Source organism: Kitasatospora sp. NPDC127067 (assembly GCF_042724755.1).
Taxonomy (GTDB): Bacteria; Actinomycetota; Actinomycetes; order Streptomycetales; family Streptomycetaceae; genus Kitasatospora; species Kitasatospora lactacystinica.
In genome coordinates this window covers 1-20,752 of sequence record NZ_JBHXEM010000053.1, presented here as the reverse complement: position 1 = coordinate 20,752, position 20,752 = coordinate 1, and the positions used below count along the sequence as shown (strand labels likewise).

Below are 20,752 nucleotides of genomic sequence, written 5' to 3'. Positions count from 1 at the left end.
CGCGGAACGTCCCCCTCGCGTCGTCGCCGGACGACACGACGATCCCCCGGAAGCCGAACATGACGAGCACCACCACACCCGCGCCCGACACGGTGCGCACACACCACCAGGACGACGCACCGAGCAAGCCGCCGTCCTCGCTTGCGGCCCGCGCCTTCGCCGTCCAGCGGGCCTTCACCCAGCTCCCCGGCGAGGTGCACTCGCTGCGCGCCATCGCCGCCACCGCCGGGCTGGACGACGCCACCACCCACCGGATCCTCAAAACCGGTGTCACCGACGGCGTCTTCGAACAGGTCGGCCGCGGCCGCTACCGCCTCGGGACCGGCACCGCCCGAGCCGGCGTCCAGGCCATGGCCCACTCCCCCAGCGCCGCCTCCACCCACACGATCCTCGAACGGCTCCACGCCGCCACCGGCGGCCTCGCCCTGCTCTACGTGCTCTCCCCCTTCGGCGGCGCGAAGCGCCTGTGCACCGACTACGTCATCGGCGACATCGACCCCGCCGAAGTCGGCATGTCCGCCGAAGACGTCGTCTCCGTCTCCCGCTCCCTACGCACCGGCGCCTCCGGACGAGTCATCCTCGCCTACCTGCCCCAGACCATCCAGCAACTGGTGCTCGCCGAGGAAGTACCGCCCACCGCCGGCCCCGGCGTGATCCGAGACAACGACGCCCTCAACGCGTCCCTCGACGAGATCCGCCACATCGGCTTCGGAGTCGGCCGCCAGGAGTGCATGCCCGGCTGGGACTCCGTCTCCGCCCCGGTCCTGTGGCATGACTCCATCATGGGTTCCGTCCTCTTGCTCCGGCGCTCCGCCGAAATGCCCGCCGACCTGCGGCCGTTGATCTACCACACCCGCAAGGCAGCCGAGAGCATCAGCGAGCTGACCACGAGCCCAATCGCGGCCGCCATATAGCCCACGGCCGCCGAACCGGCCCAGCGCTGCCGTCCGTGAACGGAACCGGGCGGCAGCGCTGAGGATTCCGGGAAGCCTCCCGACCTCTCTCCGAATTCGGACCGAGCGTCCCAACGTCGTGTACCGGTCACTTTGCGGTGGTGGCACTTACCGGCGTGATTCGGCAGGATCCCTTCCATGAGGTCTCAGGACACAGGGCTGTCACCCGCGTGGGTTGCGCGAAAGGTCGTCGCGTACGACGAACTCCAGGCCGTGGCAGGCTCGCTGTGGTGGCTGCAGTCCGACCCCGACCACGGCGGGGTCCGGCGCGTGATGCGTTCGGAACGCACTGGCCAAGCCTTCGCGGTGACGCCATCCGACTTCTCGGTCGGGAGTGAGCTCCACGCCTACGGTGGCGGCAGCTTCGCAGTGGTGCAGGACGGGGTGTGGTTCGTCGGCGACGACGGTTCCCTCTTCCACCAACCGATCGGCCGCACACCGGACAGGATCATGCCCGCCCATGGCTCTGAACACTACGGGGACCTCGCTCCGGGCCCGGGCGGCAGTGTGTTCGCGGTTCGTGGCGACAGCGCCGCGGACGAGATCGTCGCAGTGTCTCCGGCCGGAGACGTCCAGGTCCTGGTGCGCTCCGCCGAGTTCCTCGCCTGCCCTCGGCTCGCAGAAGACACCTTGGCATACCTGGAGTGGAGCCGGGACCAGATGCCTTGGGACAGCTGCCGTCTCCTGCTGGCTGACATCCGCTCCGGCCGCCCCGGATCGGGCCGGGTCGTGGCGGGCCGTCCCTCGGAGTCCGTGGTCCAACCGTCTTGGGGACCAGACGGGTTGCTGTACTTCATGTCCGACCGAACGGGTTGGTGGAACCTCTACCGGCTTCGCGGCGACCTGGTGACGGCGGTTCTGCCCACCGACGCGGACTGCGCGCCGGCACCGTGGGAAGCGGGCTACCAATCGTACGGATTCGCCCCTGACGGCAGCGTTGTCCTGACCGTACTGGATGGGTTCTTCACCGAACTCGTAGCGGTCGATCCCGCAGGCGGGCGGCGTCGGCTCGGCTCGAACCTCACGTCGGTGAAACCGTACATCGCGGTCGACGAGGGCCGACTCGCCGTGATCGGGTCCACCCCGTCGTCCGCTCCGAGCTTGTGGTCGCTCGACCTCACGGGCCAGGCTGACGCTCTGGCTGTCCCGTTGGGCGTTGAGTCCGAGTCCGCCCCACCCTGGACGCCCGTCCCGCCGTCGGTCGGCATCACGCTGGGTGGGGGCGGTCGTGTGAGCTTCCTGCTGTACCGGTCGGCCGAGGCAACGGCACCGATGCCCCTCCTGGTACGAGCACACCCCGGTCCGACGGATGATGTGCCCCTCCGGCTGGACTGGACGACCCAGTTCTTCGTCAGCCACGGCTTCGCCGTCGCCGAAGTCCTCTACCGGGGCAGCACCGGCCGGGGCCGTGCGTTCCGGCAGGTGCTGCACGGCCACTGGGGCGAGTACGACGTCGAGGACTGCGCCGCGGTGGCCGAGCACCTGCTGTCGGCCGGCACGGCACTGCCCGGGGCGATGTTCATCAGCGGCGCAAGCGCCGGCGGGTACACATCGCTCCAGGCAGCCAGTCGTCCCGGGCCGTTTGCCGGGGCGACGGCCACCTCGGCGGTCGTCAACCCTGCACAGTGGGAGCTGTCCGTCCCGGAGTTCCAGCGTCCCCACGCAGCCGTGCTGCGGGGGCCCGCCGGCGCGGTGGCGCCGGAACGGATCCGTTGTCCCGTGCTGGTGATCCACGGAACCGCCGACACGATCACGTCCGCCGAGGAGGCCATGCAGTTCGCCCAGGACCTGGCCGCCCTCAGCGATGACCACGACAGCCTGCTGCTGGAGGGCGGCGACCACTACCTATCGGCACCCTCCGCCCGGGAACAGGCTCTTCGCGCCGAACTCGACTTCTACCGCCGCCTCATGAGCCGCCCGAGAGCGTGACGGCCATGCCGTCGGCTTCGGGCAGCACGACCCGGGCGAACTCGCGAAGCTCCCGGGCTGCGGCATAGTCCGCGTGGGCCCGCAGGTCGGCCAGGACGCCGGCCACCCGCTCGATGCACCGGCCTGACCCCGTCCTGGCCGCGTAGGCGACGGCGTCCCGACCGGCCGCGCACGCGCGGTCGAGGTCCCCAGTACGCAGCCAGGTGGCGGCGAGCAGGGCCACATCGATCGCGCGCCGACGGACCCTGTCCTCGCCCACTCCGCTGAGGGCCTCGGCGAGCTGGCTCCTCGCGGCCGGGGCCCGACCGAGGTCGTGGAGACAGTGGGCGACCTCGTCCGCGAGGTAGGCGTGATTGAAGTAGCGGATCCAGGTGGGCTCGTCCTGGTGGTCAGCGGTGTCGAGCAGCTTCTCGGCCTGGATGATCAGCTTGGTCGCCTCGGCCTCCCGGCGCATCCTCGCGTTCGCGCGAGCCACGACGGCGGTGATGGCGGCCCGGGTTGCCGGGCTCGCGGCGGTCCCGGCGGCGGCCAGGGCCGAGGTCGCCCAGCGCAGGGTGGTCTCAGGCTCGCCGCAGTGCAGCGCGAGGTGCCCGAGGTTCACCGCCACGAGGTATGCGCTGTACGCCTGGTCGTTGGTCGCGGCCGTCAGGGTCAGCGCGCGCCGGTAGTACGCCTGGGCCTGATCGGGGTTTCCGGTGTCGACCGCCTGGTACCCGGCGAGCTCGCAGAATCCTGCTGTGATCCTCGCCCGCCGACGAGCGACCGACTCGTCCGAGACCGGGCGACGAAGAAGCGCTTCGAGTTCGTTGTCGATGTAGGAGCTGACCTGTCGCTGGAACTGCCGAGCCCCGTGCGTGTGGTCGAGCTGACGGAACAGATCGAGCATCCCCTCGGCGGCACCGATGTCGGCTTCGGTCACCGGCAGCGACGTTGCAGTTGCCTCGATCAGGGAGCTGACGGACAGCCAGTCAGCGACCAGACCGTCCGCCTGTGCCAAGGGAGACGCTAGGGGCGCCGTCGTCTGCTCGCCCTGACTGCGCTGGTGCACCACTTCCGTTCGGCCGTCGTCCTCCCTCGGGGTGCCTGCCGGCTCGTCGACAGCATCTGAGCTTCCGGGGAGCAGGGAGCGCAACTGGGTCGCGGAGACCTTCAGCAGTCTCGCGAGCTTCGGCATCTGCCACGGTTGCGGCGTCGCCGTGCCCTTCTCCCAGCGATGGACTGTTGTGCGGTCGACGTCCATCAGTTTCGCCAGCTGCTCCTGGGTGTAGCCGGCCGCCCTGCGCTGCACGGCGAGCCGTCCCCATCGTGTCATCGCATTCCCCCAAGAGTTCCCGGTCCGCCAACTGCCCAGGTCATCGACATCTTTTCAACATCACTGCCGCACATTGCCACAAGTCTGCACTGTTGCAGCGGGCTTGGCAGGTGCTTCCGTATGAGCCCCCAAGGATTTCCCACCTTGGATCGGGGCTCACCCTCCGCACTGCCTCAGAGCCGGACGCACCTCGGCGTCGCGCGCACCCCGGCCGTGCCCGGGGCAGCGCCACCTCCAGGCTCAGCAGGTCTCCAGAGAAGGAAGCCGATGACCACGATCCTCTCTCCCCCGACCGATCCCGTGCCCGCTCCCCAGCAGGCCGCACCGCCACGGGCCCCAGCGGCTCCGTCCGTCGACGTCTCCGACGTCGGGTTCGTTCCCGACCTCAGCGGCAGGCCCATCTCGAGCCTCGCCACGGACGAGCCGACCACGAACCCGCGTCGGCGGCCGCCCGGTACGGCCACCACGACGCGGGGCACAGAGGCCGGCGACCCCGTGGAGACGTTCATGTGGACGCTGTGGCTGTTGGGCAACGTCCTCGTGATCGCCCTCGTGGGGGTGCTCGTCAACCACGAGCTGGACCGCCAGGGCGCCGCACATGGGCCGGCCACCACTCGGTCCGCGCCCGACGTCGGAGAGACCTAGCCCAGCGGCTACGGGGCAGCGCCGCGGAATTCACGTGCTGGGCGGGCTGCTTCGCGTTCGCAGCCGCGCGCCTGCCCTGCCCCAACCCGTCCAACAACGACTTCGCCCCGGATCGTCAGCGGCGAGGTCCTCGCGTCCACACCGGCTAACGGCCCGTCCGTGCATCGCCAGCCCATCGGCTGGCCCATCACGGGCGCACGACAGCCGGACTCACTCCGACCTCCGCCAGCGGAGGACTACGAGGAAGACGTATGGAGATGACTGAACACGCTCCCCCGCAGCACGCGGTGGTGATCGCCTCCGGTGGGCTGGACAGCACCACCGTCGCCTACTGGCTTGCCGACAGCGGGAGTCGACTCACGCTGCTCTCCTTCGACTACGGGCAGCGGCAGCGGAAGGAGCTCGGCTTCGCCCAGCGGGCCGCCGACCGTCTGAACGCCCGCCACGAGGTGGTGGACCTGAGCGGGCTCGGCCGCCTGCTGGCGGGCTCGGCGCTGACGGACTCGTCGGTCGAGGTGCCCAACGGCCACTACACCGCCGAGAGCATGCGCAGCACCGTGGTGCCCAATCGGAACGCGATCATGCTCTCGATCGCCGTGGGTGCGGCGGTCGCTGCGGGGGCGGACGCGGTGGCGTTCGGCGCCCATGCCGGCGACCACGCCGTCTACCCGGACTGCCGCGACGAGTTCTTCGAGCTGTTCGCTGAGACGGCCCGGGTCGGCAACGAGGGATTCCTCCCGAAGGATTTCCAGCTGCTGGCGCCGTTCATCGACCAGACGAAGGCTGACATCGTGAAGGTCGCCGGTCAGGTCGGTGTGCCGTTCGTGGACACCTGGTCGTGCTACCGCGGCGGCGAGCTGCACTGCGGGACGTGCGGGACGTGCACCGAGCGGATCGAGGCGTTCGTGCTCGCCGGGGTCGAGGACCCGACCGAGTACGCCACCGCGCCCTCGGGGGTGGCCCGATGAACGGCGTCATCGTGTCCGGCCGGCACCGGATCGGGAAGGTGTTCCGGTTCGAGGCGGCCCACTTCCTGCCCGACCTGCCGGAGGGGCACCAGTGCGCCCGGATGCACGGTCACTCCTACGCGGTGGAGTTCGTCCTCATCGGCAACCGACTGGTGGAGCCGGGCTTCGTCACGGACTTCGGCGACCTCGCCCCGGTGAAGAAGCTCATCGACAGCACGCTCGACCACCGAGTGCTGAACGACGTCCTGCCGGTCGCGCCGACGTCGGAGAACCTCGCCGCCTGGCTCGCCGCCTGGTTCGTGGAGCACGTGGAGCCGTCGTTGCCGGGCCGGCTGGCGTCGGTGCGGGTGTCGGAAACGGCAAGCAGCTGGGCCGAGTTCGCGCTGGAGGAGCGGTGAGCGTGCTGGGCGGTGAGGTCGCCAGCGGCAAGGGCCTGCTGGTGGCGGAGTGCTTCGGGCCGACGTTCCAGGGCGAGGGCCCGAGCGTCGGGCAGCAGTCCCTGTTCGTCCGGCTGTCGCGGTGCAATCTCCACTGTCCGGGGTGCGACACCCCGGAGACGTGGGACTGGTCGCGGTTCGACCCGCGCGAGGTGTCCACGCGGCACGACGTCGAAGACCTGGCGGCGTGGGTGATGGCCCGCTCGCCGCGGCTGGTGGTGGTCACCGGCGGTGAGCCGCTCCTCCAGCAGCCCCAGCTCGTCGACTTGGTGCAGCTGCTGTCGGGACGGCGGGTGGAGGTGGAGACGAACGGCACCGTCGTCCCGCGGCCGGAGCTGGTCAAGTTGGTCGCGGCGTTCAACGTTTCGCCGAAGCTGGAGGCCTTCGCCGCGCCCGGGGACCAGCGGATCGTCCCGGCAGCCCTGGAGGCGTTGGCGGCCTGCAGCAGGGCTCGGTTCAAGTTTGTCATCCACGAGGCCGCTCAGCTTGACGAAGTCGCCTCCCTGGTGGAGACGTTCTCGCTTCCCGACGTCTGGATCATGCCGGAGGGAACGAACAGCGAGACGGTCCTCGGAGGGATGCGCGCGTTGGCGGACGAAGTCCTGGAGCGCGGTTGGAACCTCACCCCGCGACTGCACACGCTGCTCTGGGAGGACGAACGTGGCCGGTGAGGACAACAAGGCGCCTGGACAGCGCGGTCGTTCCTGCTCCCCGAGGCCGCGCGTGTTGGGTAGCGGCCAAGCATTCGGTGCGGAGGAGAGCGGGATCCTGCATGCCGTCCAGGCACAGTCCACTATAGCCAACTCCCCTCCTCCGCGCGCACATTCGCTGATGCCGTTCCTCGTCGATCCCCGTCACCTCAAGGCCGCGGCACGGGCCTGCATGCGCCGTGCCGGATCGCCGGGCGCCGACGGAATGAGCTGGGCACAGTTCCGTCAGGGACTGGACGGCCGACTGGAGGCCTTGGCCGAGCAGCTGCGGACGGGCTCCTGGACGCCGGGTCCCCTGCGCGAGGTGGCGATCACCGCGTACACCGGCAAGACGATCCCCTCGGTGATCCCGACGGTGGCCGACCGGGTCGTCCAGCGGGCGATGCGGGGAGCGATCGAGCCGGTGCTGGAGCAGCGGGCGTTCGCCGACTGGGTCTCGGGCTACCGGGCCGGGCGGAACCGAATCACCGCTCTGCGCGACTCCGACCGGCACCTGCAGGAGGGATTCCGGTGGGTGGCGGACGTGGACGTGAGGCGGGTGTCGGAGGGTTCGAGCGCGGCCGAGGTCACTGACTGGCTGGCCGAGCACGTCGCGGACGGCTCGTTCCTGCGGCTGTTCGAGCGGATGCTGGAGCCGTTGCCGTGTCCGCTCGTCCCGGGTACGGCGCTCGCGCCCCTGCTGATCAACCTGCGCTTGTCCCGCGCGGACACGCGGCTCGCGAGGCTGCGCACGGTGCGGTTCGCAGACAACTACTGCGTGTTCTGCGACGGCGCCGAGCAGGCCGGCGAGGCCCTCGAAGCCGTCACCGGGGCGTTGGCGCGCTGCGGGCTGCGTCCCAACCTCGCCAAGTCCAAGGTCTGGGCCGGCGTGAACGCCGAAGACCTGTTCCTGATCGCCGGATGAAGGGGGCAGCGATGACGACGGACCTTGTCGGCCACGCGCTCGCCTGGGTGCCGGTGCCGGGCGGTGTGTGCCTGTTCGGCGACCGGCAGAAGCCGTTGCGGGTGGTCGACCTGGAGTGGACGGCGACGCCGGTCACGCCGGCCCAGCTCGGACTCGCCCCGGACCACCGGCCGCTGGTCGGGGGCGCCCACGCGCAAGCGGCCCGGATCGCGGCCGACCTGGGCGGCCGGCTGCCGCTGTCGAAGGAGTGGGAGTGGGCGGCCTCCGGCGCCGAGCGCCGCCGGTACCCGTGGGGCGACGAGGTGCCGGACGAAGGACGGGCGAATCTGCGCGACTTCTGCGGACGGCTGACCCCGGTCAGCTCCCACCCTCGCGGACGGACCCCGGCCGGCCTGTGGGACATGGCGGGCAACTGCTGGGAGTGGACCGCCTCGAAGACGATCGGCAGCGGATTCGTGATCCGGGGCGGTTCCTACAACTCCTTGCCGCTGTACGCCCGGTGCACGTTCCTGAACGCCGCTCCGGCCGAACTCAGCTCGCCGGGCATCGGCTTCCGGGTGGTGAGGGCGGCGTGATCGGCGACCTGGTGATCGCGGGCTGCTCGCGCCGCAAGGCGCCGGACGTCGGCCTCATGCCCGCCCTGGAGCGGTACACCGGGGGCATCGCCCCTGAGCTGCACGCGCGCTTCGCCGATCACCCGCACGCCCGCAGTCGGATCCGCTTCCTGTCCGCGGCCTTCGGCCTGGTGCGTGCGAACGACCTGATCGCCTCGTACGACCAGCGGCTCAGCTCCGACCGTGTCGAGGGGCTGCGCCTGATCGTGAACGGGCAGCTGCGGCGCGACTTCTCCGCCAACGGCGTCCCGCAGCGGGTGCTGCTGGTCCTCGAACCCGACTACCTGGTCCTGCTCTCCGACCTCCTGGCCCTGCCTGAGCGCCCGGTTCTGCATTGGATCTCCGACCCTCGCGGCTGGCCTCAGGCCGCCGCTGTGCTCGACGAATGGAGGTGGCCGTGATGCACATCAGCCTCACGGACGCGCTCAAGACCCAGGCCAACGCCCACCGGTACTTCACCACCGGGTTCACCGAGCGCACCGGCCTGAACTGGCACCTGCCCACCCCCGCGCAGGCCGCCGCCGGCCGGACGATGTCGGTCGTGATCCCGGCCCACAACACCGCCTATGCCCTGCCGACGGTGCTGAACGCGCTCGGCGCGCAGCAGCACGCGGCCGACGTTGAGGTGATTCTCGTGGACGATGCCTCCACGGACTCGACGTTCGAGATCGCCCGCCGGCACCCGGTGGTCACCACTGCGGTGCGCCTGGCCGCGCGACGCGGCTCGGCGGCGGCGCGCAACGCCGGTGCCCGCCTCGCCCAGGCGCCGACCGTCCTGTTCGTCGACGCGGACATGGTGCTGCCGCCGCACGTGTTCGCCGATATTGCCGTACGCGCCGCGGCCGACACCGTGCTGACCGGGTTCCGGCACAACGTCGCCTACCGGGAGTCGCCCTGCGGCGAGCCGCTGCTGCCCAAGGCACCCCCGCTCCTCGGTGCCGACCACCGCGTCACCTGGAAACCCCCGGTTGGCAAGGTCCTGCCGTACTCCGGCCTCACGCTCACCGACGCGCTGGACGGGCGCCCGCTGGATGCCACCAACGACTTCCAGACCCTCGGGTACGGCCGGTCCTACTACGACTGGGACCTGCCGCGGATGGTCGTCACCGCGCTGCTGGCCGTTCCGCGCGAGCAGTTGGTCGGCGTCGGCGGCTTCGACGAGGAGTTCGGGGCGCTGGGCTGGGGCATGGAGGACACCCACCTCGGCGCGGCCCTGATCGCCTCCGGCTGCCTCGTGGTCCCGCTGCGTCAGGCCGTGGGCTTCCACCTCGACCCGCCGGACGCCGCCGCCCAGTGGCAGGCCAAGCTCGCCTCCTGGCCCGCGACGCTCGCCCACTACCGCCACCTGCTGTCCCTCCCCGCCCCCGCCGACCGCGGCGACGCCTTTGTTGCCGCCGCCGACAAGCACCTGACCGACGCCGAGGTGATCACCCGATGATCCGCGCCTTCGCCGCCGCCACGTTCGGCGGCACCACCGTCGTGCACGACCCCGCGGTCGGCACCAACCACCTGCCGCCCCAGCCGCTGCCCGCCGGCTGCTTCCCCCTGGACGACCGGCAGGTGGCCGCCTGGCCCGAGGCCGACCCCTCCGTCCTCTCGCTCGACTTCCCGCTGAGCATGTGTTGGTCCCCGATCGTGCGCTGCAACCTCGCCTGCCCGCAGTGCCTCGACGACAAGAGCGTGCGCGAGTCCACCACGGCCGAGCGGCGCATCCTCGCCGGCCACATCGCCGCCTCGGGGGTCCTGGGCGTGGACATCTCCGGCGGCGAGCCGCTGCTGCTGCGCGACCTGCCCGACCTCGTCCGCGCGATCCGGCGCCAGGGCACCAGCGTGGTCAGCTGCACTACCAACGGCTGGCATCTCGCCCGCCGGGCCGAGGAAATCGCCGACGCCCTCGACGCGATCCGGGTCTCCCTCGACGGTGCCACCGAGGCCACCCACGACTACTGGCGCGGCCAGGACAGTTACCGGCGCGCCGTCGCGGGCATCCGCGCCGCCGTCGACGAAGGCCTGTTCGTGCAGCTCCAGATGGTCCTCATGCGGTCCAACCGGCACGAGGCCCAGGAACTGCTGGACCGCGCCGCCCAACTCGGTGCCGGCGGGGTGACCTTCCTCCAGATGCTCCCCATCGGCGACGGCGCCGCGCTCGCCGCCGAGCAGATGCTCACCGACGAGCAGGCCCAGGAGATCGTCGGCCCGCTCGCCGTCCCCGACGGCGTCCGGGTCCGGCTGCGCACCCGCACCAGCGCGGGCGGCTTCACCGTCCTGCGCGCCGACGGCTACGCCTGGCGCAACACCCGGGGTGCCACCGGCATCTCCGCGTTCGTCCCCGTCACCGGCCCGTCCGACCTGCGCCTGCCCACTTCCGGGAGTTCCTCGTGACCAGTTCCTCGCGCACCGGAAGGCGGGTCTTCGCCCAGCGCGTCCCGTTCGCGCCGACGCACTACCAGTGCTTCGACGCGGCCCGCCTGATCGCCGAGTCCGTCGTCGGGATCGACCCGGACGTGACCTGCGTGATCGGCATCGCCTCCGGCGGGACCAAACCGGCCCGCCTCATGGCCGACTACCTCAAGGTGCCCTTCCACACCGTCACCGCCAGGCACAACAAGAGCGACGCCCCGTTCCAGCACGCCACCGGCGATGTCGCGGTCCGGCTCAGCAACTGCCTGCCCGAGCGCCTCTCCGGGACGGTGCTCCTCGTCGACGACATCGCCGGCACCGGAGCAACCTTCGCCGGCGTCACCGACGCGCTGAACGACCGACTCGACGACAGCGCCGAGATCATGACGGCGGCGCTGTTCCGCAACCGCGGCTGCGCGCAGACCCCCGACCGGTGGGCCTGGACCATCAACGACTGGGTCGTCTTCCCCTGGGAGGACGCGCACCAGGGACAGACCCAGCCGGTTCCTCCCTTGCGGCAGGTGAGCGCCCGGTGATCACCCGTGTCTCCTCCCGAGGTGTCCTGCTGGTCCTCGTCTCCTGGGCCCTGGACTCCCCCGCCGGCATCGAACGCGCGACGGCCGCCCTGGCCCTCGGCCTCGCCCAGAACGGCCACCGGCCCGTCATCGCCACCGCCGCACCCCAGCCCGTAGGCCCCGGCCTCCCCGGGGTCGCCATCGTCCGACTGCGCCTCGACGATGTCCAGTTCCCGTGCGACGACGACGTGCTGCGGCGCGCCGTCACCTACCAGGACACCAGGCTGACCCGGCAGATCCGGGACCTGATCACCGAGCACCGCATCGACACCGTCCTGTTCACCGACGCGCTGTGGGGCCTCGGCCGCCTGCGCGGCGACATCCCCGGCCACGTCCGCCGGGCGCTCGCCGCCCACGTCAAGCCGCACACCCTCGACGCAGGACCCGCCCTCGCCCGCGCCACCCGTGTCCTCGTCCCCTCCGCGATCGTGCGCGACGAGCTGGCCGGCTGGGGCCCGCGCAACCTCCGTGTCGTGCCCAACGCGCTCATGCCCGACCCCGCCGTGGCCCCGCCCGCGCCGGAGGTGCGCGAGGAACTGCGCCGCAGCGGCCCGGTGCGCGTGCTCGCGCGGCTCGGGCCGGAGAAGGGCGTACTCGACCTACTGGAGGCCGCCTCCGGCTGGGACCGGCCGGTCGAGGTCGCGCTCGCCGAAGCCGGGTTCGAGGACAGCGCTGGGTCGCAGTCCGAACTCCTCGACGCCTGCCGCACGGCGGCGGCCCGCGCTCCGGGTGTCCGTCTGCGCGGGGCTCTGGCCTGGGACGAGGTGCTGCCCTGGCTCGCAGGGGCCGCCGTGGTACTCGTCCCCAGCCACAAGGAGACCTTCGGCCTGGTGGCGCTGGAGGCCATGAGCGTCGGCACCCCGGTCGTCGCCTACCGGATCGGCAACCTGCCCGCCCTGATCAACCCGACCGGAGACGGCGGCCACCTGCTCGTCGACCACGACGAAGGCCCCACTGCTCTCCACAAGGTGGCACAAACCCTTCTGGAAGATGACATACTGTACGGCGCGACTACACAGACCGTGTATCGGCGGGCGGCCCAGTTCGAGCCCCGCCGAATCGCTGACTTCTTCCTAGAGGCGGTGTCGTGATGCCCGAAACCCCAGCAAACCCTGCCCCGTTGCTGCTCGTCGACGGATTCAACCTTCTGTGGGCCGGCACCTTCGGCTTCCCCGCGCCGATCTTCTCCCGCGACAAGACCCGCGAGCTGACCGGCCTATTCGCCTTCTTCGCTCTGCTGCGCGCCGCGATCCGCGACGACCTCGACGTCGCACAGCCCGAGGTCCTGGTCGTCTTCGACGGCGAGCACGGCACAGCCGAGCGAGTGGCCGCCGACCAGGAGTACAAGGCGAACCGGGAGGCGACACCGGAGGCGCTCAAGCCGCTGCAGTTCCTCGCCCCGGTGAAGGACGGCCTGGACACACACGGGATCCGGTGGACGGAGGTTGAGAACGCCGAAGCCGACGACGTCATCGCCACCCTCGCCAGCCAGGCCTCCGCGACCCGGCCGGTGGTGATCATGTCGCGCGACATGGACTTCTACCAGCTCCTCGACAACCGCGTGCGCATCCTCAACCGCTCCCGAATGTCCTCCCAGCGGATCATCACCGCCGACGAGGTCGTCACCCGCTTCGGCGTCACCCCCACCCAGTGGCCGGCCTTCCGTGCCCTAACCGGAGACAAGTCCGACAACATCCCCGGCGTACGCGGCGTCGGCCCGAAGGTCGCCGCCACCCTGCTGCGCGACGGCATGCAACTGCGCGACCTCCCCGGCTCCGGCCGGCTGACCGGCGCCAAGGGCACTGCGATCACCACCGCCTGGGCCGATGTGCTGCGCTGGGAGGCAATGATCACGGTGCGCCGCGGCCTGAACGTGCCCGTCGCCCTCCGCGGCGAGGCCAGCCCCCAGCTGCCCAAGCCCGCCGACGTCGTCGAGAAGCTGGGGCTGTGGTGATCAGTGCTGTGCCCGGCTCGGTCCTGGCCGCCTTCGCGCACCCCGACGACGCCGAGTTGTGGGCCGGCGCGACCCTCGCCCTGCACGCCAGGTGCGCCGTCGTCACCGTCGTCGTCCCGCACTGCGACGAAGTCCGCGACGCCGAAGCCCGCAAGGGCGCCGCCGCCCTCGGGGCCGAGCTGCGCCAGGTCCCCCGGCTCGACCACGCCACCGTGCAGCAACTGCTGCTGGAGGCACAGCCGGACATCGTCATCACCCATCCGCTGGGCGACGTTCACCCTGAGCACCGGGCCGTCGCCACCACCGTGCTCGCGGCTGTCCCCGAGCCCCGGATCGCCACGGGCCGGCCGAGCCGCGTCTACACCTGCGACACCTACAACTCGCTCACCCTCGACGGCCCGATGCGCGCCGACGTGATCGTGGACGCCACCGCAGCCTTCGACACCAAGATGGCCGCGCTGCGCGAGCACGCGAGCCAGCCGATCGAGCAGCACTTCGGGCCCATGGCCAAGACCCTCGGCCGGCTCTGGGGCGCCCGCATCGGCGTCCGGTACGCGGAGGCATTCACCGCCGTGCCGGTCCTCGGCTGCCTGCCCGGCGCCACCCACCTCTGAGCTGCCGCACTCCAGCGGCCCACCCTCCGTCAACTCACCCCCAAGGGATGACCATGACGCCCATACCCGTGCAAGCCCAGCACCGCCGCCCCGTCGACCGCCTGCGCGTCCAGGAGCTGACCCGCGAGCTGCTGCTGGCCCTCGGTGAAGACCCCGACCGCGACGGCCTCCAGGAAACACCCCGCCGGTTCGCCGACTGGTGGGGCGAGTTCCTCGACCACGACCCCGGCAGGCTCGACACCAGCTTCGCCCAAGAGGGCCGGTACGGCGACTTCGTCCTGCTGGCGGGCATCGAGGCGTGGAGCGTCTGCGAGCACCACCTGCTCCCCTTCCGCCTCGACGTCTCCATCGCCTACGTGCCGGACACCGCCGTCCTCGGCCTGTCCAAGTTGGTACGGCACTTGGAGGCCCACACCCACGCCCTCCAGCTCCAGGAACGCATCACCCACGACGTCGCCCACGACCTCGCCAAGGCCGCAGGCACCGACGACATCGCTGTCTTCACCACCGGCGAGCACCTGTGCATGAGCATGCGCGGCGTCAAGGCCGCCGCGGTCCGCACCACCACCATGTGCCGGCTCGGCCGCACCGAGAGCGACCCCGACCTGGCCGCCCGCATCGAACGCCTCGCGCTGCCCGTCCGCCTGTAGCCGCCTCCCACCCTCGACGCACCAGGAACCAACCTTGTCTGTCCACACCTTCGCGCTCACGGCCTCACCGGGCACCGACACGGCGACGGACGAGCTCTGGCAACAGCCGACTGCTGCTCCTCCGGCCAGCTGCCGCTACGCGGACCTGGTTCTCGGCAGGCCTCGCGCCACCTGATCACCAGGCCATGGGCATACCGACACTTCAGCACGTCAAGGCCCCCGACCTGCCCGCCCCCGGCGCGGGGACGGTCATCCTGCTGGCCGGACTCACGACCGGCCGACCCTGCTGGCAGCACCAGGCCGCCCGTCTGCTCGCCGAGTGCGGCTTCCGCAGGACGGCGCTCGACCCGCTCGTCCTCGACGACCCGTACGCCGCATGGCGCAACGGCTGGCTGGACCGGGCGGAGACCTACGCCGACCTGATCCTGGCGTGGCTCCCGCTCGGCCCCTGGCCGATCCTGCGCGCCCACCGCTCGTACCACGCCGACCCACTCCGACCGCCCGTCGTGGTCGGCTGCGCCCCCGCCCTCGGCTGGCAGGTCAGGACACGCCGGGCAATCGAGCAGCGCGAGTCGGGCCTCGTGGTGCACCGCACGCTCGACGCCACCGTGAACGCCGCCGCCACCCGGCTTGCCGCCCGGACCCTCCAGAGCCGCCGGCCGCCGGAGCGCCACTTCCATCCCACTCATCGTCAGGACGTTTTGTGACCACGAGCCCGCTGATCGAGGACCACGCCCTTCTGGGCAACAGCCGTTCCACCGCTCTCGTCGACCGCAGCGGCACGATCACGTGGCTGTGCCTGCCCGAGCCCGACTCCCCCGCCGTCTTCGCCCGCCTGCTCGGCACCGACGACCACGGCTTCTGGCGTCTGGCCCCCGCAGACCCCACCCGCGCCACTCTCACCCGGCGTGCCTATCGGGAGGGATCCCTCGTCCTCGACCAGGACTGGAAGACCCCCGGCGGAGTGGTGCGGGTGACCGACTTCATGCCGGTCCCGATCGACGGCACCGTGCCGACCGCACAGCTCACCCGGATAGTCACCGGCCTGCGCGGCCGGGTACAGATGCGCTCGCGCCTGCGGGCCGGCTTCGGCTTCGGCCTCACCACGCCGCTCCCCCGCTTCCTGAGCCAAGGCGCCGCCCGCCGGACCGTCTTCACGCACAAGACGGACGAGCTGTGGCTGGACGGCCCGGCCCACAGCCTCGGTGACCAGCACACCGCCTACGCGGACGTCTCGGTCCGGGCCGGCGACCAGATCGCCTTCACCATCACCTGGCGTGCCGGCACCGAGGCGGAACCGGCGGTGCCGGACGGACTCGCCACGTTCACCGACTCCCTCGGAGGATGGTCCGCCTGGAGCAGCCGCTGCACCCACGCCGGCCCCTACCGGGAGGCGGTTCTCTCCTCGGCAGCGGTGCTCAAGTCCCTCACCCACACCCCGACCGGCGGCATCATCGCCGCGCCCACCACCTCGTTGCCCGAGGAGATCGGCGGCGAGCGGAACTGGGACTACCGGGCCGCCTGGCCCCGCGACAGCGCCATGACCGTGGTCGCGCTCCTGCGCTCGGGCAGCCACCGGGCCGAAGCCAGGGCCTGGCGCAGCTGGCTGCTGCGCAGCGTCGAGCTCTCCGGCCACCTCCGCGCCATCTACCAGCTCAGGGGCGGTACCGACCTCACCGAGAGGGTCCTGAGCCATCTGCCCGGCTACGCCGGCTCCCTCCCGGTCCGGATCGGCAACGGTGCCGCCGATCAGCTGCAGCTCGACGTCTACGGCCACATCGCCGAGGCGTTCCTGGTCGCCGAGGACGCGGGGCTGGAGCCCGACCCGAACGCCGACGCACTGCTGGTCGCCCTGGCCGCCGAGGTCATCAGGCTGTGGAGGCAGCCGGACGAAGGCATCTGGGAGATCCGCGGCCCCCGCCGGCACTTCGTCCACTCCAAGGTCATGGCCTGGGTGTTCATGGACCGCACGATCACCTTGCTCAGCAGGCGGGGCCGCTCGCACGAACACGTTCTGGCCCGGCTGCGCAAGGCGCGGGCCGAGATCCACGACGATGTCTGCGCCAACGGGTACGACCCGCGACGTAACACCTTCACCCAGTACTACGGCGGTGAGGACCTGGACGCCGCCCTGCTGGTCATCCCGCTGGTCGGTTTCCTCCCCTCCGACGACAAGCGGGTGATCGGCACCGTCGAAGCCGTCCAGCGCGAACTCTCCACGGCCGAAGGCCTGGTCCGGCGCTACCCGACCCACACCGCCCGCGACGCCAATGTGGACGGCCTCGAAGGGCACGAAGGTGCCTTCCTCCTCTGCTCGTTCTGGCTCGTCCGCGCCCTTCACGCCCTCGGCCGCACCGAGGAGGCCTGCGGGCTCTTCGGTCGGATCCTCGAACTGCGCAACGACCTCGGGCTGCTGGCCGAAGAGTACGACCCCACCCACCGCCTGCAGCTGGGGAACTACCCGCAGGCCCTCAGCCACATCGGAGTGATCGAGGCTGCCGTCGATCTCGCGCCGCAACCGGTGACCCACGTGCCCGGTCAGCGTGGAGCCGCCTTCCCGATCCGCGCCTCCGCCTAGGTAGGTCACCCGCCCTCACCCGACACCCGAGACCAAGGACGCAGGAGTGGACCTCGTCAGACCCGTGCCCGGCGTGGACACTGCCACGTTCAGGCCCACCGCGATGCGCTCGACCGAGCGGGCCGCCGTCCTGCGGCACCTCCTCGTCACGCAGCCGTTCGACCACGCGCTCGGCGGACGGATCATCACGTACGAGGAGGCGGATCTCGCCCGCCTGCGGACGGAAGCACTCTGCCTCCGACCGGTCATCGTCACCGTCATCGGCGACCGACGGCACGAACGCCTGTCTCTCTTGGTCGATGCCGTCAGCACGGCCCGCCGCACTCTGGAGCCAGGCGCCCAGCCCCTCCTGGTCGTCTGCGACAGTCCGGGAATCAGGACCAACGATGCCAACCGCCTCCTGTCGCTCGCCACGGCGTCCGGCATTCACGACTCCGTGTTCCTTGCGGGCCAAGTCCCCCTCCGTGAGATGCCCTCACTCTTCGCAGCGTCGGACGCCTACCTCAGCACCGCCCGGCGGACCGTGACTCCCGTCTGGGAGGCCATGGCGTGTGCGACCCCGCCGGTCGTCCTCACCGACGCCGACGCGGAGCAGGTGATCGTTCACGGCGGCTACGACGCCAACGGATGGATCACCGATCCGAACGCCGACGACCTGGCGGCCGCCCTCGTCCAGGTCTGCCGCCATCCTGCCGAGCGGCTCCGGCGGGGAACCGCAGCCGCGGCAAGGATGCGCGCCCACGAAGCCGGTTCCTGACCCCGTCCAAGCAGCCCAACATCCAGGACACGACATGCCCTCACCAGATGACCGGTGCCACAGATGGACCATGCCACCGCCGTTACCCGGCTCTGACAAGCGATCCACGGTCTCCGTGTCCAACCGCGTCACCGACGCCCGGACCGGCCCCGTCGTCCAGGCCGGCCAGACCGGCGACATCCACTTTCATCCCGCCGCGCCGGCCCTTCCCGCTCCCCGACAACTCGCCTCGGTCACCAGGACGTTCACCGACCGCGAGCACGACGTGGTCGCCTTGGACGGGCTACTCGACCAGCAGTTGGTGGGCACCGCGCCGGTGATCGTGATCACCGGGCCCGGTGGGATCGGCAAGAGCGCCCTCGCCGCTCGCTGGGGCCACCGACATGCCGAGCGCTACCCGGACGGACAGCTCCTCGTCCATCTGCGCGCCGACAGCGACTGCGACCCGGCCCCGGCCACCGAGACCGCCCGGTCCCTGCTGATAGGTCTCGGCACAGAAAGAGGACAACTTCCCTGGCAAGCAGCCGATTTACAGGCACTCTGGCGCTCCGCCGCGGCCACCCGACGACTACTGGTGGTGCTGGAAGACGCCGCTACCGCCGAGCAGGTGATTCCGCTGGTCCCCGCCAACGCCGACTGCCTGGTCGTCGTCACCAGCCGCTCGCCGATGCCCGCACTCGCCGCCCACGGCGCGCACCACCACCATCTGGCCCCGCTCACGCCCACCCACTCCGCCCGGCTACTCGCTCGCATCCTCGGCGACGACCGGGCACGCACGGAGCCGGACGCCGTCGAAGCCCTCGCCCGTGTCTGCGAGGGCAACCCGCTGGCGCTGAGCCTGGCCGCCGGCGAGGCCGTCCTCGCCCCCGGGCGCCCGCTCGCCTCCCACCCCGCCCTCGCCACAAACGACTTGGAGACCGTCCCGATGATCGCCGTCACCTACACGTCACTACCCGAACCCGAAGGACGCCTGCTCCGGCTCGCCGTGCTGATCCCGGCGCCTGACCTCGACCGCTTCGCCGTGGCCGCCGCCACCGCCACCCCCGCCGCCCAGACCCTGCAGTTGCTGCACGAGCTCGCGGCCCGGCACCTGCTGGAGCACACCGGTCGCCACCCCGTACGCGGCGATGTCTACCGCATCCGCCCCGAGGTGCGGGAGCTGATCCGCAACCCGGCCGACACCCGTCGGCACGTGCTGCAGCGCTACCTCGACTTCCTGATCGCCACCGCCCACGACACCGTCCGGCGTCTCACCCCGCACCACCGTGTCCTGCCGCGCCAGCACCGCCACCATCCCGCCGAACCGGTCCCCATCAACGGCGACGACGCCGCCCTCGACTGGCTGGACGCCATCGCCCCCGCAGTGCTAACGGCCCTCGCCGCAGCCCGCGAACTCGACGAACACCAGGCGGCCACGGTCCTGGTCCACGACCTGTGGCCGCTCTTCCATCGCCTGCGGCGTACCGACCTGAGCGTCACCTGCCACAAGTTGGGACTGGGCTTCGCCCGGCTCTGGGGCCACCGCCCGGCCATCTACGAGATGACCGCCGCCCTGGCCATCTCGCACAAACGCGCCGGAGAGCACCTGCATGCCCTTCGGCTCTACGAAGAGGGCCGCATCCTCGCCGCCGAGGACCAGGACCCCAGCCGCATCGCCCAGTGCACGGCCGGCATCGGCGCCACCCTCTACGAGACTGGGCAGTATGCCGCCGCCGAACCCGAGCTCACCCGTGCGATCGAGCTCTACACGGACCTCGGTGAGCGGCGCGGCGCCGGCCTCGCCGAGATCCTCCTCGGCTCCGCCGCCGCCCGCCAGGGCAACACCGACCTCGGCATCCCGCTGCTCCAGCAGGCCCTCGCCGACCTCGAATCGCTTACCCCGCCCGACCCGCTGAACGTGGCCAGGGCGAAGGTCTTCCTGGGAGAAGCCCAGTCGCTCGCCGGCCAGCACGACCTCGCGGCCGGCACGATCAACAACGCCCTGCAGGAGTTTGCGCAGCTCGGCCACCGCCACTGGACGGCCCACGCCACCGAGTACCTCGGACAGGCCGCCGAACGCACCGGACTGATCGAATCCGCCGTCGACTGGTACAGCTCCAGCCAGGACCAGTACCAGAACCTGGGCGCCACCCGCGACGTGGAACGCCTTCACAACCGGCTCCTCGCGTTGATGAACCGGTGACCTGTGCCCACCACCGGCCGCGCGGCCCGCCGCCCGTCCCTGCCCCGATAGCCCACCGTGCCGAGCACAGCTCCGGCCTCCACACACTTCCCAGGATGACGAATGACCTTCCGCACCATGGCAACCGCCGCGATCCTCGCGCTCTACGTAGCGATCGGCTCCTCTGCATCCGCTCTGGCAGCTGATCCGGACATGCCGATCTGGACCGCCCCTGCCGCCGAGAGCCTCCCGATCTGGACCGCTTCCACCCGGTGATCAATGCGGGACGCCGTACCGCACCTGGAAGCCCGCCTCGTAGATCTCGCGACGAACCGCGGCTCTCTGCGGTACAGGTGCCCGCCGTCGGCAACGAGTTCGACCTCGACATCCGCACCGTCGAAACCGCCGACTCGGCCAGCCTGGAGGTGCTCACCGACGACAGCTCCGGCTTCACCTGCAGTCCCGCACCATCGGCGTCCACTGATCCATCTGGTGGTGGGGGGGGGGGGGGGGGGCGGAGGCGCCGCCCCCCCCCCCCAAGACCCCCCCCACCCGGAACGACACGCCCGCCGCGAGGGGGCGCGGCACGCG

At 71.3% G+C, this 20,752-nt stretch carries 22 protein-coding genes; 21 read left to right on the top strand and 1 reads right to left on the bottom strand.

What is annotated here, in order from left to right; all coding sequences use genetic code 11:
* Nucleotides 1-59: 59 nt before the first annotated feature.
* Together ACFWJ4_RS21665 and ACFWJ4_RS21660 are read left to right on the top strand one after the other, a co-directional pair.
* Nucleotides 60-914 (top strand): IclR family transcriptional regulator, encoded by an 855-nt coding sequence (locus ACFWJ4_RS21665; RefSeq protein ID WP_380546136.1) that lies wholly within the window; start codon nucleotides 60-62, stop codon nucleotides 912-914.
* Between the two features lie 177 nt (nucleotides 915-1,091).
* Entirely contained in the window at nucleotides 1,092-2,882 is a 1,791-nt protein-coding gene (locus tag ACFWJ4_RS21660; RefSeq protein ID WP_380546134.1) for a prolyl oligopeptidase family serine peptidase, read from the top strand.
* Here the strand turns inward: ACFWJ4_RS21660 and ACFWJ4_RS21655 are convergent.
* Nucleotides 2,860-4,170 (bottom strand): helix-turn-helix transcriptional regulator, encoded by a 1,311-nt coding sequence (locus ACFWJ4_RS21655; RefSeq protein ID WP_380546132.1) that lies wholly within the window; start codon nucleotides 4,168-4,170, stop codon nucleotides 2,860-2,862. The genes ACFWJ4_RS21660 and ACFWJ4_RS21655 overlap by 23 nt on opposite strands.
* 531 nt (nucleotides 4,171-4,701) lie before the next feature.
* Between ACFWJ4_RS21655 and ACFWJ4_RS21650 the strand changes: the two genes are divergently transcribed.
* From ACFWJ4_RS21650 to ACFWJ4_RS21560, 19 genes are all read left to right on the top strand, one after another.
* Entirely contained in the window at nucleotides 4,702-4,839 is a 138-nt protein-coding gene (locus tag ACFWJ4_RS21650; protein WP_380546130.1) for a hypothetical protein, read from the top strand.
* A gap of 251 nt (nucleotides 4,840-5,090) precedes the next feature.
* Nucleotides 5,091-5,807, top strand: coding sequence for a 7-cyano-7-deazaguanine synthase QueC (gene queC, locus ACFWJ4_RS21645; RefSeq protein WP_380546128.1), 717 nt, complete (start codon nucleotides 5,091-5,093; stop codon nucleotides 5,805-5,807).
* Complete coding sequence (locus tag ACFWJ4_RS21640) at nucleotides 5,804-6,205, top strand: 6-pyruvoyl tetrahydropterin synthase family protein (RefSeq protein ID WP_380546127.1); 402 nt, start codon at nucleotides 5,804-5,806, stop codon at nucleotides 6,203-6,205. Before queC ends, ACFWJ4_RS21640 begins: the two co-directional genes overlap by 4 nt.
* A gap of 2 nt (nucleotides 6,206-6,207) precedes the next feature.
* Nucleotides 6,208-6,915 carry a 7-carboxy-7-deazaguanine synthase QueE gene (locus ACFWJ4_RS21635; protein ID WP_380546125.1) on the top strand — a complete coding sequence of 236 codons (708 nt, stop codon included), beginning with the start codon at nucleotides 6,208-6,210 and terminating at the stop codon, nucleotides 6,913-6,915.
* A complete protein-coding gene (locus tag ACFWJ4_RS21630) occupies nucleotides 6,905-7,858 on the top strand; it encodes a reverse transcriptase domain-containing protein (RefSeq protein WP_380546123.1) in 954 nt (317 codons plus the stop codon). Before ACFWJ4_RS21635 ends, ACFWJ4_RS21630 begins: the two co-directional genes overlap by 11 nt.
* A gap of 11 nt (nucleotides 7,859-7,869) precedes the next feature.
* The gene (locus ACFWJ4_RS21625; protein ID WP_380546121.1) at nucleotides 7,870-8,433 is read left to right on the top strand and encodes a formylglycine-generating enzyme family protein; all 564 of its coding nucleotides are present in this window, start codon (nucleotides 7,870-7,872) and stop codon (nucleotides 8,431-8,433) included.
* Nucleotides 8,430-8,873: a hypothetical protein gene (locus ACFWJ4_RS21620; protein ID WP_380546119.1), complete on the top strand. Its 444-nt coding sequence runs from the start codon at nucleotides 8,430-8,432 to the stop codon at nucleotides 8,871-8,873. The genes ACFWJ4_RS21625 and ACFWJ4_RS21620 overlap by 4 nt, the downstream gene beginning before the upstream one ends.
* Nucleotides 8,873-9,910, top strand: coding sequence for a glycosyltransferase family 2 protein (locus ACFWJ4_RS21615; protein ID WP_380546212.1), 1,038 nt, complete (start codon nucleotides 8,873-8,875; stop codon nucleotides 9,908-9,910). The genes ACFWJ4_RS21620 and ACFWJ4_RS21615 overlap by 1 nt, the downstream gene beginning before the upstream one ends.
* The gene (locus ACFWJ4_RS21610) at nucleotides 9,907-10,854 is read left to right on the top strand and encodes a radical SAM protein (RefSeq protein ID WP_380546117.1); all 948 of its coding nucleotides are present in this window, start codon (nucleotides 9,907-9,909) and stop codon (nucleotides 10,852-10,854) included. The genes ACFWJ4_RS21615 and ACFWJ4_RS21610 overlap by 4 nt, the downstream gene beginning before the upstream one ends.
* Entirely contained in the window at nucleotides 10,851-11,408 is a 558-nt protein-coding gene (locus ACFWJ4_RS21605; RefSeq protein ID WP_380546115.1) for a phosphoribosyltransferase, read from the top strand. The genes ACFWJ4_RS21610 and ACFWJ4_RS21605 overlap by 4 nt, the downstream gene beginning before the upstream one ends.
* Nucleotides 11,405-12,538, top strand: coding sequence for a glycosyltransferase family 4 protein (locus ACFWJ4_RS21600; protein ID WP_380546113.1), 1,134 nt, complete (start codon nucleotides 11,405-11,407; stop codon nucleotides 12,536-12,538). The genes ACFWJ4_RS21605 and ACFWJ4_RS21600 overlap by 4 nt, the downstream gene beginning before the upstream one ends.
* A 29-nt stretch (nucleotides 12,539-12,567) precedes the next feature.
* Complete coding sequence (locus ACFWJ4_RS21595) at nucleotides 12,568-13,401, top strand: 5'-3' exonuclease H3TH domain-containing protein (protein WP_380546112.1); 834 nt, start codon at nucleotides 12,568-12,570, stop codon at nucleotides 13,399-13,401.
* Entirely contained in the window at nucleotides 13,395-14,015 is a 621-nt protein-coding gene (locus ACFWJ4_RS21590; protein WP_380546110.1) for a PIG-L deacetylase family protein, read from the top strand. Before ACFWJ4_RS21595 ends, ACFWJ4_RS21590 begins: the two co-directional genes overlap by 7 nt.
* Before the next feature lie 53 nt (nucleotides 14,016-14,068).
* Nucleotides 14,069-14,665 carry a GTP cyclohydrolase I gene (folE, locus tag ACFWJ4_RS21585; RefSeq protein ID WP_380546109.1) on the top strand — a complete coding sequence of 199 codons (597 nt, stop codon included), beginning with the start codon at nucleotides 14,069-14,071 and terminating at the stop codon, nucleotides 14,663-14,665.
* 185 nt (nucleotides 14,666-14,850) lie between these two features.
* Entirely contained in the window at nucleotides 14,851-15,372 is a 522-nt protein-coding gene (locus ACFWJ4_RS21580; RefSeq protein WP_380546107.1) for a hypothetical protein, read from the top strand.
* Nucleotides 15,369-17,243 carry a glycoside hydrolase family 15 protein gene (locus tag ACFWJ4_RS21575; protein ID WP_380546105.1) on the top strand — a complete coding sequence of 625 codons (1,875 nt, stop codon included), beginning with the start codon at nucleotides 15,369-15,371 and terminating at the stop codon, nucleotides 17,241-17,243. The genes ACFWJ4_RS21580 and ACFWJ4_RS21575 overlap by 4 nt, the downstream gene beginning before the upstream one ends.
* 46 nt (nucleotides 17,244-17,289) lie before the next feature.
* On the top strand, nucleotides 17,290-18,000 hold the full coding sequence (locus tag ACFWJ4_RS21570) for a glycosyltransferase (protein ID WP_380546103.1): 711 nt from the start codon (nucleotides 17,290-17,292) through the stop codon (nucleotides 17,998-18,000).
* Between the two features lie 115 nt (nucleotides 18,001-18,115).
* Nucleotides 18,116-20,182 carry an NB-ARC domain-containing protein gene (locus ACFWJ4_RS21565; protein ID WP_380546101.1) on the top strand — a complete coding sequence of 689 codons (2,067 nt, stop codon included), beginning with the start codon at nucleotides 18,116-18,118 and terminating at the stop codon, nucleotides 20,180-20,182.
* Between the two features lie 102 nt (nucleotides 20,183-20,284).
* Complete coding sequence (locus ACFWJ4_RS21560; protein ID WP_380546099.1) at nucleotides 20,285-20,437, top strand: hypothetical protein; 153 nt, start codon at nucleotides 20,285-20,287, stop codon at nucleotides 20,435-20,437.
* Nucleotides 20,438-20,752 lie beyond the last annotated feature (315 nt).

What these genes read in the sequence shown, in the direction of transcription:
- ACFWJ4_RS21665 (WP_380546136.1), top strand. Translation starts at nt 60, where the DNA reads ATGACGAGCACCACCACACCCGCGCCCGACACGGTGCGCACACACCAC.
- ACFWJ4_RS21660 (WP_380546134.1), top strand. Translation starts at nt 1,092, where the DNA reads ATGAGGTCTCAGGACACAGGGCTGTCACCCGCGTGGGTTGCGCGAAAG.
- ACFWJ4_RS21650 (WP_380546130.1), top strand. Translation starts at nt 4,702, where the DNA reads ATGTGGACGCTGTGGCTGTTGGGCAACGTCCTCGTGATCGCCCTCGTG.
- queC (WP_380546128.1), top strand. Translation starts at nt 5,091, where the DNA reads ATGGAGATGACTGAACACGCTCCCCCGCAGCACGCGGTGGTGATCGCC.
- ACFWJ4_RS21640 (WP_380546127.1), top strand. Translation starts at nt 5,804, where the DNA reads ATGAACGGCGTCATCGTGTCCGGCCGGCACCGGATCGGGAAGGTGTTC.
- ACFWJ4_RS21625 (WP_380546121.1), top strand. Translation starts at nt 7,870, where the DNA reads ATGACGACGGACCTTGTCGGCCACGCGCTCGCCTGGGTGCCGGTGCCG.
- ACFWJ4_RS21615 (WP_380546212.1), top strand. Translation starts at nt 8,873, where the DNA reads ATGCACATCAGCCTCACGGACGCGCTCAAGACCCAGGCCAACGCCCAC.
- ACFWJ4_RS21610 (WP_380546117.1), top strand. Translation starts at nt 9,907, where the DNA reads ATGATCCGCGCCTTCGCCGCCGCCACGTTCGGCGGCACCACCGTCGTG.
- folE (WP_380546109.1), top strand. Translation starts at nt 14,069, where the DNA reads ATGACGCCCATACCCGTGCAAGCCCAGCACCGCCGCCCCGTCGACCGC.
- ACFWJ4_RS21580 (WP_380546107.1), top strand. Translation starts at nt 14,851, where the DNA reads ATGGGCATACCGACACTTCAGCACGTCAAGGCCCCCGACCTGCCCGCC.
- ACFWJ4_RS21560 (WP_380546099.1), top strand. Translation starts at nt 20,285, where the DNA reads ATGACCTTCCGCACCATGGCAACCGCCGCGATCCTCGCGCTCTACGTA.